Here is a 15,203-nt window from a genome sequence, read left to right as displayed (position 1 = left end):
ATCACGTTCTGACCGCGCCGTTCCTCAAGGCCTCAGACCCGCAGATCCTCAGGCCCTCACGCCGACACCAGTGTGCGCAGTGCGCGCGCCCGTGCACGGGCCACCGCGTCCGGCGTGAGCACCGGAGCGGGCACGACGATGCCGCAGCCCGTGCAGACCGCCCCGGAGGACGGCTCGTGCGCCAGGCCGCGCTTCCACACCAGGGAGGTGTCCCCGCAGACCGGGCAGGACGCGCCCGGCTCCCGCTCCAGCGCCGCGATCAGGCGCCGCAGCACTTCGGCGAGGGGGGCCCGGGGGTGGACGTCGGGGTCGTCGCACCAGGCGACCCCGCAGCCGCCCCAGGTGCGGCGGTGCCAGTCGTCGTCGCTGCCGGGGCGCCTGAGCCCGTCGTGCTTCTCCTTGCGGCGGCGCTCGGCGAAGTCCGCCTCGTAGGCGAGCCAGACCGCCCGTGCCGCCTCCAGCTCCTCCAGCGCGGCCACCAGCCGCGCCGGATCGGGCGACCTGTCCTCGCACCCGAATCCCGCCCGGGAGCACAGATGGTCCCAGGTGGCCCGGTGTCCGTATGGGGCGAACCTCTCCAGGCACTTGCGCAGCGAGTAGCGCCGCAGTGCCAAATCGTTCCGCGGATCACGTACCTGTCTCGCGAGACTCCGGAATCCGGCCATCGCCCTGCACCTCCGTCACACGTACTTCGTCCTGGTACCCCGTGTTCCGTATCTGCCGCCGTCGCAGTCGAGTCGAAGTCGAAACGACGTCGCCGAGTAGACGTATCGACACGCGATTCGGCTCCCTTTCGGGACGACCCTTCTTCGCCTGCCCGCCTGAGCTGTGGTGATGCGCCCATGAGGGGGGCGCGTTGTGGTGATTCGGAAAAGGCGAAGGTTGTTCATCTTTCGAGTTCGCCAACCCGCCAGTAGCCTCCGCCGCAACCGCCTTCCGCAGGACCCGGAGGAGCACCCATGCGACCACGCACCGTCAGACCCAGAACCCTCATGGCGGGGGCCGCGCTCGCCCTCGGTGCCGGTCTCCTGGCACCGCTGCCCGGAGCCGGGGCCGCACCGGGGCAGCCGGCCGCCGGGAAGGAGCGCGAGGAGAGCACCGACTACTGCGAGGGCCGGTGCGCGGACATCCTGCCGCCGGGGGCCAACGGCAACGCGACGCTCGCCGAGATCCTCTCCCACCGCGTCCTCGGCACCCAACCGCCGCACGCCGACGACCAGTTGGCTCCCTACGACGCGCTCTCCTCGGGCTACCCCTCACTCACCGACGAGCGGCTCACCGAGTTCTTCGACGACGCCTCCTTCGGCGTGCGCGACGGCCAGGTCGCCTCCGTCACCAGGCCGCGCGACGACGTGACGATCACCCGTGACAAGAAGTACGGCGTGCCGCACATCAAGGGCACCACCCGCTACGGCACCGAGTTCGGCGCGGGCTACGCCGCCGGGCAGGACCGGCTCTGGCTCATCGACCTCTTCCGCCACATAGGCCGCGGGCAGCTGACCTCGTTCGCGGGCGGCGCGCCCGCCAACCAGGGGCTTGAGCAGCAGTTCTGGCCGCAGGCCCCGTACACGGAGAAGGACCTGGAGAAGCAGGTCGAGTACATCAGGTCGACGCAGGGCGAGCGCGGCAGGCAGGCCATGGAGGACGCGCAGGCCTACATAGACGGGCTCAACGCCTACCGCGTGAAGGCGAAGAACGGCCGCTACTTCCCCGGCGAGTACGTCCTGACCGGCAAGATCGACGCGATCACCAACGCCGGCGAGATCGAACCCTTCAAGGTCACCGACATGATCGCGCTCGCCTCCGTCGTCGGCGGCCTCTTCGGCAACGGCGGCGGCGGAGAGGTCGAATCCGCGCTCTCCCTCCTCAAGGCCCAGGAGAAGTACGGCGTCGAGAAGGGCACGAAGGTCTGGGAGTCCTTCCGTGCCCGCAATGACCCCGAGGCCGTCCAGACCATCCACGACGGCACGAGCTTCCCGTACGCCGGGAAGCCGGAGAAGGCACGCGGCACCGCCATGCCCGACCCCGGCTCCGTCGAGCGCGAGCAGCTCGTGTACGACCGCGAGGGGGGCGCGAAGACGGGCGCGAAGGAACCGGTGAAGGCCCCGAAGAAGCTCAAGCCACTCCAGGGCATGTACGACAAGGGCGTCCTGCCTGCCGACCTCTTCCGTCCCGACGGCCACAAGAAGGGCATGTCGAACGCCCTGCTGGTCTCCGGCAAGCACACCGCGAGCGGCAACCCCGTCGCCGTCTTCGGCCCGCAGACCGGCTACTTCGCGCCGCAGCTCCTCATGCAGCAGGAGCTCCAGGGCCCCGGCATCAGCGCACGCGGCGTCTCCGTCGCGGGCGTCGGGATGTACGTCCAGCTGGGGCGCGGCCAGGACTACGCCTGGTCGGCGACGTCCGCCGGGCAGGACATCACCGACACGTACGCCGTCGAACTGTGCGAGCCGGGCGGCGGCACCCCCACCAAGCGGTCCACCGGCTACCTCTACCGGGGCACCTGCACGCCCATGGAGAAGCTGGAGCGCAAGAACGCCTGGAAGCCGACCCTCGCCGACTCCACGGCCGCCGGCGCGTACCGCATGCAGGTCTTCCGCACCAAGTACGGAATCGTCACGCACCGCGCGAGCCTCGACGGCAAGCCCGTCGCGTACGTCTCGCTGCGCTCCACCTACCGTCACGAGGCCGACTCGATCATCGGCTTCCAGATGCTGAACGACCCCGGATACGTGAAGGACGCCGCGAGCTTCATGAAGGCGGCGCAGCACATCAGCTATGCCTTCAACTGGTTCTACGCCGACTCGCGCGACATCGCGTACTACAACAGCGGCGCCAACCCGGAGCGGGCGGCGGACATCGACCCGGCGCTGCCGGTCAAGGCCCAACAGGAGTACGAATGGCGTGACTTCGGCCCCGAGAACAACACCTCGGCGCAGACCCCGCCCGCCGAACACCCGCACTCCGTCAACCAGGACTACTACATCTCTTGGAACAACAAGCAGGCCAAGGACTTCAGCACGGCAGGCTTCGGCGTCAGCGCCGTGCACCGCGGCGATCTGCTCGACGGGCGGGTCAGGAAGCTCACCGAGGCGGGTGGCGTCACCCGCGCCAAGCTGACACAGGCCATGTCCGAGGCCGCCGTCACCGACCTGCGCGGCGAACAGGTGCTGCCGGAGCTGCTGAAGGTCGTACGGAGCAAGCCGGTCACCGACCCGCAACTGGACACGGCGGTGCGGCAGTTGGAGGCCTGGCGCGCAGCGGGCGCCCAGCGCAACCAGACGGCCGCGGGCTCCAAGACGTACGCCCACCCCGACGCCGTGCGCGTCATGGACGCCTGGTGGCCGCTGCTGATCGAGGCCGAGTTCAAGCCGGGCATGGGCAAGGAGCTGTACGACGCCCTGACCGCGCAGCTGGCCACCGACGAGGCACCCTCGGCGGGCCACGGGCCGACCGGGGCGCACGCCGGATCGGCCTTCCAGTACGGCTGGTGGGGGTACGCCGACAAGGACCTGCGCAAGGTCCTGGGGCAGCCGGTCAAGGGCGAACTGGCCCACACCTACTGCGGTGACGGCAAGCTCGACGCCTGCCGCGACGCCCTGCTGACCACCCTCGCGCAGGCCGTCGCGAAGCCCGCCACGGAGGTCTATCCCGGCGACGACGCGTGCAAGCCCGGCGACCAGTGGTGCGCGGACGCGATCATCCACCGGGCGCTCGGCGGCATCACGCACAAGCCGGTCCAGTGGCAGAACCGCCCCACCTACCAGCAGGTCGTCGAGTTCCCCCGCCACCGCCCCTAGGGCCTGTCCGACCATGCCCGCCTGCCTCGCGACGCCATGCACGCTCCCCCGAGCTCTTCGAGCAGGGGGTGCCCCCACTCGCCGCACCGGGCGCTGAGCCAAGTACATCCAGTACGAGGCCCTACGCCCGGCACGCCGAGAGCACGCACCTGACGCCGCGGGGCCGCCCTCCGGGCGACGACGGGAATGGTCAGACAGGCCCTAGCCATCAGGCCATCGCGATCCGCCCCGCGGCGAACACGGCGCGCGCCAGCTCCTCGTGGCATACGTCGCTGTGCGCGCCGGCGGGCGGCCCGCCGCGCCGCACCACCGACGCCGAGTCCACGCTCACGCACCCCTTGGCGGGCAGCCTCTCGCCGAGCTTGATCCGCTTGGTGCCCTCCACCGCCCGGATGCCGTGGTAGCCGACGGCGCCCCAGCGCTCCCACAGGTTCAAAAAGCTCGTGGAGTCACCGGCCAGCTTCGACGCCAGGGGGTAGAGCCGCCCCAGGGCGTCGTCGTGGCGCGAATAGCAGGAGACGAGGGGGCCGTCGATACGCCGCTGTACGCCGCGCAGGGCGCCGCCGCGTGACCTGTCATGGGGCAGCCGGTCGGCGAACGCGTAGTGCGAGAAGGCCCCTTGGAGCAGCGTCACCGACTTCACCGTGCGGACGTCGGCGGGCATGCCGCGCAGCGCGTACGCGACGAGGCGGGCGCCGAAGCTGTGCCCGATGAGGTGCACCCTGATCCGGGGCGCGTCGGCGGCGAGCAGGCCGATGGCGGGGCCGAGCCCCCCCACCGCGCCCGCCCGGCGCTTCATCGCGTAGTAGGTGCCCTGGCGCAGCAGCTCGTGGGCGCCGTTCCACACCCGCTTGCGCGGGGCGCCGAGGAGTTCGGGCTGCCCGGTGTCCGCGCGGGCCGCCGCGAGTATCTCGCAGACCTGGACCGCGTCGTCGGTGAGCATGGCGGGCTCGCCCGCGCCGGTGTCCTCACCGAGGTGGCGGGCCGGGCTCGTCTCGCGCAGGGAGACCAGCTCACGGACGTGCCGCCCGAACTCGTAGAGGCGGGAGGGGACGTCCGAGCGCTCCGCCAGCAGCTCGGCGAGGCGGTCGAGGGTCGGGCCGTGGTCGGGGAAGGCGCGGTCCAGCGCCTGCCGGGTGGCCGCGTCGAGCACCGGCCCGCCCGGCGGGACGGGGGCGGCGGGCGCCGCCGAGGGCTCGAAGTCGGGGATGGGTTCGTCGGGGAAGCGGATGGCGGGCCAGAGCACGCCGACGTAGCCGAGGCGCACCTCCGGCGCGGCCAGGCGCTGACAGGGGGCGAAGAAGCGCCGGTACAGCGAGCGGGCGCCCTTCTTGTCGTTGTTCCAGCCGTGCGCGAAGACCAGCAGATCGGTGACGCGTGCGCGTTCCGTGCCGGACAGCAGCTCCGCGCGCTGCGCGGTGTCGACGTCGCCGTCGGCGTCGAAGGTCAGTTCCCAATAGGGCTCCACGCCCGTATGGTCCTGCCGCTTCGGCAACCTGGCCATACTCCGCGCACGTCAGGTCAGTTCGCGCTCCCGGGTCTCGGGCAGCGCGAGGACGCACACCAGCGACACGACCGCCATCGCGCTCACGTACCAGCCGACCGACGAGGAGCCGAACGCCGCCTGGAGCCGGGTCGCCACCAGCGGCGACACCGCGCCGCCGAGCACGCCGCCGAGGTTGTAGGCGAGCGAGGCGCCCGAGTAGCGCACGTTCGTGCCGAACAGCTCAGGCAGGTAGGCGCCCATCGGGCCGTAGACCACGCCCATGCAGAACAGGGCACCGCCGAGCGCGAGCGCGATCAGCACGGGCCGCTCGGTGTCCAGGAGCGGGAAGAGCACGAACCCCCACACCACCGAGAGCCCCGCGCCCGCCAGGACCAGCTTGCGCCGCCCGTCGCCGTCGGAGCGCGTCGCGGCGAGCCAGGTGCCGGCCGCGAGGAAGAGACAGGCCACGAGGGACAGCCCCAGCATGGTGTTGCGGGGGACGTCCAGGGTGCCGGTGGCGTAGGCGAGGCAGTAGGTCGTCGCGGTGTAGAAGAGGCCGTAGGCGACGACCATGCCGCCCGCGCCGAGCAGCAGTTCGCGCGGATGGTGGCGCAGCACGTCGAGCGTGGGGACCTTGCTGGCCTCCTGCGCCTCCATGACCTTCGCGAACACCGGCGTCTCGCTGATCCGCAGCCGCACGAAGAGGCCGACGCCGACGAGCAGGAAGGAGAGCAGGAACGGCACCCGCCAGCCCCAGCCGCGGAACGCGTCGTCGGAGAGCACGGCCGAGAGCAGCCAGAAGACGCCGGTCGCCGCGAAGAAGCCGACGGAGGGCCCGAGCTGGGGGAAGGCGGCGTACAGTCCGCGCTTCTTCTTCGGCGCGTGCTCCACCGCGAGCAGCGCGGCCCCGCCCCACTCGCCCCCGAGCCCGATGCCCTGGAGGAAGCGGAGCAGGATCAGCAGCAGCGGCGCCCAGATGCCGAGGGTGCCGTAGCCGGGCAGGAGCCCGACGAGGGCGGTCGACAGGCCCATCAGGAGCAGCGAGGCCACCAGGACGGACTTGCGGCCCACCCGGTCGCCGAAGTGACCGAAGACCACCGAGCCGATGGGCCGCGCGGCGAACGCCACCGCGTACGTGGAGAACGACGCGAGGGTGGCGTTGACCGGGTCGAGGGTCGGGAAGAACGCCTCGTTCAGGACGAGGGCGGCCGCTGTGCCGTAGATGTAGAAGTCGTAGAACTCGATGGCCGTCCCGATGAAGGAGGCGACGGCCACCCGGCGCAGGCTCTCCGGGCTGCCGTCGGCGCCCTGCGCGTCGGGGGCCGGCTGTCTCTCCGCTGCTGTCGTTTCGCTCCGCACGAGCGGCACTCTCATGGTGGATGTAGGGGCCAGTCAATACTTGGGACGGCCTGTCTCGCCCAATGAGACCGCCGGAGACCGCAGGTGGGGCCTGGCGGCCGCCCCTCTTCCGCCATCACATACCGACTGGTTAGTCTGCCGTGTCAGGCGGGCGCCCGAGCTGTGGTCGAATCGTGGCCGAGTCCGTGGCCGAGTCCGTGGTCGAGTCCGACGTCGAAGGAGACCGGTCGTGGAGACCCTGCGGGACAAGGGAGTTGTCGTCACCGGGGCGGGGGGCGGGATCGGAGCCGCGCTCGCCCGCCGCTTCGCCGCCGAGGGGGCGCGCGTCGCCGTCAACGACCTGGACGGAGCCAAGGCGCGAGCCGTCGCCGACGAGGTGGGCGGCATCGCCGTCCCCGGAGACGCCTCCGTCATCGTGCCGCAGGCCGTCGAGGCGCTCGGCGGCACGGTCGACGTGTACTGCGCCAACGCCGGACTCGGCTCCGGCGGCGACGAGGCCGCGCCCGAGGAGGTCTGGGCCGCGGCCTGGGACGTCAACGTCATGGCGCACGTCCGGGCGGCCCACGCGCTGCTCCCCGGCTGGCTGGAGCGCGGCAGCGGCCGTTTCGTCTCCACCGTCTCCGCGGCCGGGCTGCTCACCATGATCGGCGCCGCGCCCTACAGCGTGACCAAGCACGGCGCGTACGCCTTCGCCGAGTGGCTCTCGCTCACCTACCGCCACCGCGGGCTCAAGGTCCACGCGATCTGCCCGCAGGGCGTGCGCACCGACATGCTCGCCGCCACCGGCACCGCGGGCGACCTCGTCCTCGCGCCCACCGCGATCGAACCGCAGGACGTCGCCGACGCGCTCTTCGCGGGCATGGCCGAGGACCGCTTCCTGATCCTGCCGCACCCGGAGGTCGCCGCGTACTACGAGGCACGCGCCGCCACCCCCGACAAGTGGCTGGCCGGCATGAACCACATCCAGCAGAAGTGGGAGGCGACGCAGCGGTGACCACATCCCCCGCGATCCCGGACGGCTCGATCTACGCCGCCAAGCCCTGGCTCGCCCGCCTCAACGACGCCCAGCGCGGCCCCGTCACCCCCGCCGCCTCCGTGGTGCACGCCTTCCGCGCCGCCGTCGCCAGGGCCCCCGAGCACACCGCCCTCGCCTACTTCGACGGCCGCCTGAGCTACCGCGAGACCGACGCCCTCAGCGACTCCGTCGCCGGACACCTCGCCGCGCGTGGCGTCGCACGCGGCGACCGCGTCGCGATCCTCCTCCAGAACACCCCGCACTTCGTGCTCGCGCTCCTCGGTGCCTGGAAGGCGGGCGCGACGGTCGTGCCCGTCAACCCGATGTACAAGTCGGCGGAGGTCGGTCACGTCCTCGCCGACGCCGGCGTGACCGCGCTGATCTGCGCGGACCGCGCCTGGGAGACGTACCTGCGCGACACGGCGGCGGGCTCGTCCGTGCGCGTCGTGCTCACCGCCTGCCAACTCGACCTGCAGAGCAGGGGCGACACCCGCGTCCTGGACTTCGAGCGACTGCCGGTCCCGGCCGACGCCGACGACCTGGTGGCGGTCGCGCGCCAAGGGCTGCCCGCCCCCGCCGGCCGCGAACTCGGCCCCTCCGACGTGGCCCTCATCAGCTACACGTCCGGCACGAGCGGCACCCCCAAGGGCGCCATGAACACCCACGGCAACATCACCTACAACGCCGAACGCCAGCGCACCGGCGCCGGCATCCCCCAAGGCGCCTGCTACTTCGCGCTGGCGCCGCTCTTCCACATCACCGGCATGGTCGCGCAGCTGGCGGGGTGCATCACCAACGCGGGCACGCTCGCCCTCAGCTACCGCTTCGAGGCCGGGGTGGTCCTCGACGCCTTCGCCGAGCACCGCCCCGCGTACACGGTCGGCCCCTCCACGGCCTTCATGGCGCTCGCCGCCCACCCCTCGGCGACCCGCGCCCACTTCGACTCCTTCGTGCTGATCTCCTCGGGCGGCGCGCCGCTGCCCCCGGCCCTCGTGGAGAAGTTCCGCGCCGCCTTCGGGCCCTACCTCCACAACGGCTACGGCCTCACCGAGTGCACCGCGCCCTGCGCCTCCGTGCCGCCCGGTCAGGAGGCGCCCGTCGACCCGCTCTCGGGGACCCTCGCCGTCGGCGTCCCGGGGCCCGAGACGGTCGTACGCATCCTGGACGAGGCCGGTCAGGAGGTCCCCTTCGGCGAGCACGGCGAGATCGCCGTGAGCGGACCCCAGGTCGTGCCCGGCTACTGGCGGCGGCCCGACGCCACCGCCGAGACCTTCCCCCGCGGCGAACTGCGCACGGGCGACATCGGGTTCATGGACCCGGCCGGCTGGCTCTACGTCGTCGACCGCAAGAAGGACATGATCAACGCCTCCGGCTTCAAGGTCTGGCCGCGCGAGGTCGAGGACGTCCTCTACACGCACCCGGCCGTACGCGAGGCGGCGGTCGTCGGCGTGCCCGACAGCTACCGGGGGGAGAGCGTCAAGGCGTACGTCAGTCTGAGTCCGGGCAGCGACACCCGCCCGGCGGAACTGACGGCGTACTGCGAGGAGCGGCTGGCCGCGTACAAGTACCCGCGCGAGGTCGAGATCCTGGCGGAGCTGCCGAAGACCACAAGTGGGAAGATCCTCCGGCGGGAACTGCGTTCCCGTCCGAAGAACAGTCAGTGACACGAAAGGCAGGTGGCGGCAGTGGCCAGGACGACGGACGGTGACGGCACGCCCGTCCCGCAGCGGCTGCTGGCCGCCGCCACCCGGCTCTTCGCCGACCAGGGCTACGACCGCACCTCGGTGCAGGAGATCGTGGAGGCGGCCGGCGTCACCAAGGGCGCGCTCTACCACTACTTCGGCTCCAAGGACGACCTCCTGCACGAGGTCTACGCCCGTCTGCTCCGCGTCCAGCAGGAGCGGCTCGACGCCATCGCGGACACGGACGCCCCGATCGAGCGCCGGGTCCGCGACGCCGCCGCCGACGTCGTGGTCACCACCATCGACAACCTCGACGACGCCTCGATCTTCTTCCGCTCCATGCACCACCTCGGCCCCGAGAAGAACAAGCAGGTGCGCGCCGAGCGGCGCCGCTACCACGAGCGCTTCCGGGCCCTGATCGAGGAGGGCCAGGAGTCGGGCGTCTTCTCCACGGCGACCCCTGCGGACCTGGTGGTGGACTACCACTTCGGCTCCGTCCACCACCTGTCCACGTGGTACCGCCCCGACGGCCCCCTGACTCCCCAACAGGTGGCGGACCACTTGGCGGACCTGCTCCTGCGGGCCCTGCGGCCTTAGGCGCGCCCCCGAAGGGGCGCGGGGAACTGCGCGAGCAACCAGCTACGAGCCCGCACCCGCCACAAAACCTGCCGCGGCAGACGCAACCGCGCCCCGGCGGAGGCCTCAGCGCACAATTCGCCGCGCCCCGCCAGAGCTACACGTACCGCTTGAGCTCCCGCCGGGCCAAGGACCGCTGATGCACCTCATCGGGCCCATCGGCCAACCGCAGCGTCCGCGCCGCGGCCCAGAGCTCCGCCAGCGGAAAGTCCTGGCTCACCCCGCCCGCGCCATGCAACTGCACGGCCCGGTCGAGGATGTCGACCACCGCCCGCGGCGTGGCGATCTTGATGGCCTGGATCTCCGTGTGGGCACCGCGGTTGCCGACCGTGTCCATCAGCCAGGCCGTCTTCAACACCAGCAGCCGCAGCTGCTCCACGGCGACCCGCGCGTCCGCGATCCACTCCTGTACGACGCCCTGCTGGGCCAGCGGCTTGCCGAACGCCGTACGCGCCACCGCCCGCCGGCACATCAGCTCGATGGCCCGCTCGGCCATGCCGATCAGCCGCATGCAGTGGTGGATGCGGCCGGGCCCGAGCCGCGCCTGCGCGATGGCGAAGCCACCGCCCTCCTCGCCGATCAGGTTCGCGGCGGGCACCCGGACGCGGTCGAAGACGACCTCCGCGTGGCCCCCGTGGTAGTGGTCCTCGTAGCCGTACACCCGCATGGCGCGCCGCACTTCGAGGCCCGGGGTGTCGCGCGGGACCAGGACCATGGACTGCTGGCGGCGTAGGTCGGCGCCGTCCGGATCGGTCTTGCCCATCACGATGAAGATCTCGCAGTCGGGGTTCATCGCCCCGGAGATGTACCACTTGCGGCCCGAGATGACGTACTCGGAGCCGTCCGGTGACCGCTCGATGAGGGTGGTGATGTTGGTGGCGTCCGACGACGCCACCTCCGGTTCGGTCATCGCGAACGCCGAGCGGATCTCCCCGGCGAGCAGCGGCTCCAGCCACCGCTTCTTCTGCTCGGCGGTGCCGAACTGCGCGAGTACTTCCATGTTGCCGGTGTCGGGCGCCGCGCAGTTCAGCGCGGTCGGCGCCAACTGCGGGGAGCGGCCGGTGATCTCGGCGAGCGGCGCGTACTGGAGGTTGGTGAGCCCCGCGCCGTGCTCCGGGTCGGGAAGGAAGAGATTCCACAGGCCCTGCCTGCGGGCCTCTGCCTTCAGTTCCCCGACGACGGCCGGGGTCTCCCACGGCGAGGCGAGGGCGGCGCGCTGCTCGTCGGCGACGGCCTCGGCCGGGTACACGTGCTCGTCCATGAAGGCGAGCAGCTTGCCGCGCAGCTCTTCGGTGCGGGCGTCGAATGCGAAGTCCATGGCGCTGTCTCAGCCTTCCTGTTCCTGGAGCGTGCGGCGGCCGTGCTCGATGAAGACCGGCACCAGCTCGCCGATCCGGTCGAAGCCCGCGCCGACCGTCTGGCCGAGCGTGTAGCGGTAGTGAATGCCCTCCAGGATCACGGCGAGCTTGAACCACGCGAACGCGGTGTACCAGGAGACCGCCGAGACGTCGCGCCCCGAGCGCGCGGCGTACCGTTCGATCAGCTCGGCCGGGTCGGGGTGGCCGGGCGCGCCCGCCGTGGTGCTGACGGGGGAGTCCGGCACCTCCAGCTTCGCGCTGTACATCACGAGCAGGCCGAGGTCGGTGAGCGGATCACCGAGGGTGGACATCTCCCAGTCGAGGATGGCCTTGATCCGGTCGTCCCCGCCGATCAGGACGTTGTCCAGGCGGTAGTCGCCGTGGACGACGGTCGGCGCGGGCGAGGCGGGCAGGGAGCGCCCGAGCGCCGCGTGCAGCTCGTCGATGCCGGCGAGGTCGCGGTTGCGGGACGCGTCGAGCTGCTTGCCCCAGCGGCGCAGCTGCCGGTCGAGGAAGCCGTCGGGCCGCCCGAAGTCGCCGAGGCCGACGGCCGCCGGGTCCACGGCGTGCAGGTCGACGAGCGTGTCGACGAGGCCGAGCACGGCGGCGCGGGTGCGCTCGGGGCCGAGCGGCGCGAGCTCCTCCGAGGTGCGGTACGGCGTGCCGTCCACGAACTCCATCACGTAGAAGGGCGCGCCGATGACGGTGTCGTCGTCGCAGAGCAGCACAGGCGCGGGCACCGGCACGTTCGTGGGGTGCAGCGCCTCGATCACCCGGTGCTCGCGCTTCATGTCGTGCGCGGTGGCCAGCACGTGGCCGAGCGGGGGCCGCCGCACGACCCAGCGCGAGGCGCCGTCCGTCACGGCGTACGTGAGGTTGGACCGGCCGCCCTCGATGAGCCGGGCGGTGAGCGGTCCGCCCACCAGGCCCGGCCGCTCACGGTCGAGGTGGCCGCGCAACTGGTCCAGGTCGAGGCCCGGCGGGTGGTCTGAGCTCATCTTCGCTCCTGATCGGCGTGGCGGTGGCGTGCCACCCCATGATGCCGACCAGTCGGTATGCCGTCCAGAGCGAAAAGCGCCCCCTTGCGGGGCGCAGGGGGCGGGCGGTGACGGGCTAGTGATCGTCCCAGTGTCCGTCGTGGGCGGCGTGCCGATGTCCGTCGTGCACGTAGTCGACGTGGTCGCCGTGCAGGACGGAGTCGTGGCCGCAGCCGTCGCCGTGCTGGTGGTCATGGCCCTGGTGGGCGACGTGACCGGCCGGCTCGCACTCGTCGTAGTGGTCGGTGTGGCGCCGGTGCAGGTGGCCGTCGTGCGCGTAGTCGACGTGGTCGCCGTGCGGCACCTCGGGATGGCCGCAGGCCGGACCGTGCACGTGATCGTGCACCGGGTGGTCGTGATGGAGCGTGGTCATGACGCGCACCTTCTGTGACTTCCGGGGAGGCTGACACTCTCAGGCTAGCCCTCGATGCCCCTTCTATTCGCTTATGTCACTCTGGCGATGTTTCCCTGCCCTCCGCACAGGTGACCCGTGCGGATGTTCCGTGAAAGCGACCCCAGGAAAGCGACTCCATGAAGGCGATCAGCTACAGCGGCTACGGCGGACCCGAAGTCCTCGAATACGCCGAGGTGCGCGACCCCAAGGTCGGCCCCGACTCCGTCCTCGTGAAGGTGCGGGCCGCGGCCGTGAACCCCGTCGACTGGAAGTGCCGCGAGGGCTACCTCGACGCTCTCCTCGACCCCGTCTTCCCCGTCATCCCCGGCTGGGACGTCGCCGGAGTGGTGGTCAAGCCGGGCGCCTCCGCCCCCGAGTTCGCGGTCGGCGACGAGGTCATCGGCTACGTACGCGAGGACTTCCTCTCCCGCGGCACCTTCGCGGAGTACGTCGCCGCGCCCGTGCGCACCCTCGCCCCCAAGCCGCGCAACCTCAGCTTCGAGGAGGCCGCGGGGCTGCCGCTCGCCGGGCTCACCGCCTACCAGGTGATGGTCAAGGCGCTCCAGGTCAAGGACGGCGACACCGTCCTCGTGCACGCGGCGGCCGGCGGCGTCGGCTCCCTCGCGGTGCAGCTCGGGCGGCACGCGGGCGCCCGCGTCATCGGCACGGCCAGCGAGCGCAACCACGACTTCCTGCGGGAACTGGGCGCGGAGCCGGTGACGTACGGGGAGGGGCTGGTCGACCGGGTCCGCGCCCTGGCCCCGGAGGGTGTCGACGCGGCCTTCGACACGATCGGCGGCGACACCCTCAAGGCGTCCGCCGAACTCCTCACGACCGGCGGCAGGCTGGCGTCCATCACGGACGGCGGGGTGCTCGGCCTCGGTGGCCAGTACTGCTTCGTCCGCCCCGACGCCGCCGACCTGCTGCGGCTGACGGAGCTGGCGGAGCAGGGAGTGGTGACGGTCCACGTCGACAAGACGTTCCCGCTGGAGCGGGCCGCCGACGCCCACCGGCTGAGCGAGGAGGGCCGCACCCGCGGCAAGATCGTCGTGACGGTGGACGGGCAGGACTGACGCGAGGCCTCTGCTCTCCCGTTCGCCGGCCGATGCCGGGGGTTCCCGGCCGGTGTCAGACCACCATCGCCGCCGCGCACCCCGCCAGCGCCAGGGTGCACAGCGCCGCCGTCCACGCGCCCCGCACGGTCAGCGTCCGGGGACGGCGGTCGGTCAGCGCCAGCATCCTGCGGTGGGCGACCGCGAGGAAGCCGAGCCAGAGCAGCAGGCACAGGGCGCAGGCCAGGATGCCGGTGGCGGTGGGGCCGTGGTGCAGTACCGCGCGGGCGGCGAGGACCGCCGCGACCGTGCAGGACAGCGTCGTACGCCGCCACGCGAGCCGCGTCCGCTCCGGCTGGAGCCCGGGGTCGCGCTCCGGCGCCTGCCCCGGGCCCGGGGCGCTCATCCCTCCCACCCGAAGAGCACGACCACCACCATGGCGAGCGCCACCACGGCGACGACCAGGCTCAGCACCGTCGGGAAGCGGCCCGCGGGCAGGTCCTCGCCGCGCCGCATGGCCCGTTCGCAGCGCACCCAGTGGTTGACCGCCCGCAGCGAGCACAGGACGCCCGCGGCGAGCAGCGCGAGCGCGAGCCCGATCCGCCAGCCCCAGCGCAGGTCCGGCAGGAACTGGTCGACGGCGAAGCCGCCGCCGATCAGCGCGAGCGCGGTGCGCAGCCAGGCCAGGAAGGTGCGTTCGTTGGCGAGCGAGAAGCGGTAGTCGGGGGTGTCGCCCTCCTCGCGGATGCGTTCGGGCGCGAACCACAGCCTCAGACTCCGTACGAAATTGCTCACCGCCGCACCATAAGCCGTGCACCTGGGGGCCCAGGCGATCAGCTCGCGCGGTACGCCCTCAGCCGGTGGTGGGCGTCGAGCCCGTCCGGCACCCACTCCCATTCGCCGAGCCGCCGCTCCAGCTCGTCCTCGGTGAGGAAGGCATGCCAGGCGACCTCCTCCACCTGCGGACTCACCGGCAGCTCGCAGCGCACTTCATAGAGGTACGCCCACCAGGACTTCCCCGCCCCGTCGTCGTAGAGGAACTTGAACAGCGGCCTGGGACGCGGCAGCCCCTGGACGCCGAGCTCCTCCTCCGCCTCGCGCAGCGCCGCGTCGTCGCAGGACTCCCCGGCCCCGACCACACCGCCCACGAACATGTCGTACAGGGAGGGGAAGACCAGCTTCGTCGCGGTGCGGCGGTGCACGAAGACGCGCCCCTCGGCGTCCCGCGCCTGGATGAACACACAGCGGTGGCGCAGCCCGCGCGCGTAGGCCTCACCGCGCGGGGCCTCGCCGATGACCTCGTCGTTCTCGTCGACGATGGTCAGCATCTCTTCACGGGGGTCGGGCAGGGGCCCGCGGTGTGTCGTCATGCGGGCCATCCAAC

The 15,203-nt window shown here is 72.0% G+C and carries 14 protein-coding genes; 5 read left to right on the top strand and 9 right to left on the bottom strand.

The window, feature by feature from the left end; all coding sequences use genetic code 11:
- Positions 1-56 precede the first annotated feature (56 nt).
- Positions 57-665: a hypothetical protein gene (locus KKZ08_RS07840; protein ID WP_223773753.1), complete on the bottom strand. Its 609-nt coding sequence runs from the start codon at positions 663-665 to the stop codon at positions 57-59.
- Between the two features lie 294 nt (positions 666-959).
- Here KKZ08_RS07840 and KKZ08_RS07835 point away from each other — a divergent pair, with 294 nt between their 5' ends.
- Positions 960-3,800 carry a penicillin acylase family protein gene (locus KKZ08_RS07835; RefSeq protein WP_223773752.1) on the top strand — a complete coding sequence of 947 codons (2,841 nt, stop codon included), beginning with the start codon at positions 960-962 and terminating at the stop codon, positions 3,798-3,800.
- Between the two features lie 208 nt (positions 3,801-4,008).
- On the opposite strand, the gene KKZ08_RS07830 is transcribed toward KKZ08_RS07835, so the two are convergent.
- Together KKZ08_RS07830 and KKZ08_RS07825 are read right to left on the bottom strand one after the other, a co-directional pair.
- Entirely contained in the window at positions 4,009-5,304 is a 1,296-nt protein-coding gene (locus KKZ08_RS07830) for a serine-threonine protein kinase (protein WP_223773751.1), read from the bottom strand.
- A gap of 12 nt (positions 5,305-5,316) precedes the next feature.
- Positions 5,317-6,570, bottom strand: coding sequence for an MFS transporter (locus KKZ08_RS07825; protein WP_223778948.1), 1,254 nt, complete (start codon positions 6,568-6,570; stop codon positions 5,317-5,319).
- A gap of 304 nt (positions 6,571-6,874) precedes the next feature.
- Here KKZ08_RS07825 and KKZ08_RS07820 point away from each other — a divergent pair, with 304 nt between their 5' ends.
- Genes KKZ08_RS07820 through KKZ08_RS07810 form a run of 3 tightly spaced genes read left to right on the top strand, consistent with a single transcriptional unit; the run spans position 6,875 to position 9,939 of the window.
- Entirely contained in the window at positions 6,875-7,639 is a 765-nt protein-coding gene (locus KKZ08_RS07820) for an SDR family oxidoreductase (protein WP_223773750.1), read from the top strand.
- The gene (locus KKZ08_RS07815; protein ID WP_223773749.1) at positions 7,636-9,324 is read left to right on the top strand and encodes an AMP-binding protein; all 1,689 of its coding nucleotides are present in this window, start codon (positions 7,636-7,638) and stop codon (positions 9,322-9,324) included. The genes KKZ08_RS07820 and KKZ08_RS07815 overlap by 4 nt, the downstream gene beginning before the upstream one ends.
- A 21-nt stretch (positions 9,325-9,345) precedes the next feature.
- Positions 9,346-9,939 carry a TetR/AcrR family transcriptional regulator gene (locus KKZ08_RS07810; RefSeq protein WP_223773748.1) on the top strand — a complete coding sequence of 198 codons (594 nt, stop codon included), beginning with the start codon at positions 9,346-9,348 and terminating at the stop codon, positions 9,937-9,939.
- Between the two features lie 136 nt (positions 9,940-10,075).
- Here KKZ08_RS07810 and KKZ08_RS07805 read toward each other — a convergent pair whose 3' ends face one another.
- From KKZ08_RS07805 to KKZ08_RS07795, 3 genes are all read right to left on the bottom strand, one after another.
- Positions 10,076-11,296: an acyl-CoA dehydrogenase family protein gene (locus KKZ08_RS07805; protein WP_223773747.1), complete on the bottom strand. Its 1,221-nt coding sequence runs from the start codon at positions 11,294-11,296 to the stop codon at positions 10,076-10,078.
- A 9-nt stretch (positions 11,297-11,305) separates the two neighbouring features.
- Complete coding sequence (locus KKZ08_RS07800; protein WP_223773746.1) at positions 11,306-12,334, bottom strand: phosphotransferase family protein; 1,029 nt, start codon at positions 12,332-12,334, stop codon at positions 11,306-11,308.
- Between the two features lie 115 nt (positions 12,335-12,449).
- Complete coding sequence (locus KKZ08_RS07795) at positions 12,450-12,746, bottom strand: hypothetical protein (RefSeq protein ID WP_223773745.1); 297 nt, start codon at positions 12,744-12,746, stop codon at positions 12,450-12,452.
- Between the two features lie 158 nt (positions 12,747-12,904).
- Here KKZ08_RS07795 and KKZ08_RS07790 point away from each other — a divergent pair, with 158 nt between their 5' ends.
- Complete coding sequence (locus KKZ08_RS07790) at positions 12,905-13,840, top strand: NADP-dependent oxidoreductase (RefSeq protein WP_223773744.1); 936 nt, start codon at positions 12,905-12,907, stop codon at positions 13,838-13,840.
- Positions 13,841-13,895: 55 nt separating this feature from the next.
- On the opposite strand, the gene KKZ08_RS07785 is transcribed toward KKZ08_RS07790, so the two are convergent.
- From KKZ08_RS07785 to KKZ08_RS07775, 3 genes are read right to left on the bottom strand one after another with little or no spacing between them, the layout of a single operon-like run.
- Positions 13,896-14,225 carry a DUF202 domain-containing protein gene (locus KKZ08_RS07785; protein ID WP_223773743.1) on the bottom strand — a complete coding sequence of 110 codons (330 nt, stop codon included), beginning with the start codon at positions 14,223-14,225 and terminating at the stop codon, positions 13,896-13,898.
- On the bottom strand, positions 14,222-14,614 hold the full coding sequence (locus KKZ08_RS07780) for a DUF202 domain-containing protein (protein ID WP_223773742.1): 393 nt from the start codon (positions 14,612-14,614) through the stop codon (positions 14,222-14,224). The genes KKZ08_RS07785 and KKZ08_RS07780 overlap by 4 nt, the downstream gene beginning before the upstream one ends.
- Before the next feature lie 38 nt (positions 14,615-14,652).
- Positions 14,653-15,189 carry an NUDIX domain-containing protein gene (locus KKZ08_RS07775; protein ID WP_223773741.1) on the bottom strand — a complete coding sequence of 179 codons (537 nt, stop codon included), beginning with the start codon at positions 15,187-15,189 and terminating at the stop codon, positions 14,653-14,655.
- Positions 15,190-15,203: the final 14 nt, after the last annotated feature.

This window comes from Streptomyces sp. 135, from assembly GCF_020026305.1.
GTDB lineage: Bacteria > Actinomycetota > Actinomycetes > Streptomycetales > Streptomycetaceae > Streptomyces.
The sequence above is the reverse complement of the archived record's forward strand: the minus strand, read 5'-3'. Positions and strand labels throughout refer to the sequence as shown.

Coding starts and splice junctions, on each gene's coding strand:
- KKZ08_RS07835 (WP_223773752.1), top strand. CDS start 960: ATGCGACCACGCACCGTCAGACCCAGAACCCTCATGGCGGGGGCCGCG.
- KKZ08_RS07785 (WP_223773743.1), bottom strand. CDS start 14,225: ATGAGCGCCCCGGGCCCGGGGCAGGCGCCGGAGCGCGACCCCGGGCTC.
- KKZ08_RS07790 (WP_223773744.1), top strand. CDS start 12,905: ATGAAGGCGATCAGCTACAGCGGCTACGGCGGACCCGAAGTCCTCGAA.
- KKZ08_RS07775 (WP_223773741.1), bottom strand. CDS start 15,189: ATGACGACACACCGCGGGCCCCTGCCCGACCCCCGTGAAGAGATGCTG.
- KKZ08_RS07805 (WP_223773747.1), bottom strand. CDS start 11,296: ATGGACTTCGCATTCGACGCCCGCACCGAAGAGCTGCGCGGCAAGCTG.
- KKZ08_RS07795 (WP_223773745.1), bottom strand. CDS start 12,746: ATGACCACGCTCCATCACGACCACCCGGTGCACGATCACGTGCACGGT.
- KKZ08_RS07830 (WP_223773751.1), bottom strand. CDS start 5,304: ATGGCCAGGTTGCCGAAGCGGCAGGACCATACGGGCGTGGAGCCCTAT.
- KKZ08_RS07800 (WP_223773746.1), bottom strand. CDS start 12,334: ATGAGCTCAGACCACCCGCCGGGCCTCGACCTGGACCAGTTGCGCGGC.
- KKZ08_RS07840 (WP_223773753.1), bottom strand. CDS start 665: ATGGCCGGATTCCGGAGTCTCGCGAGACAGGTACGTGATCCGCGGAAC.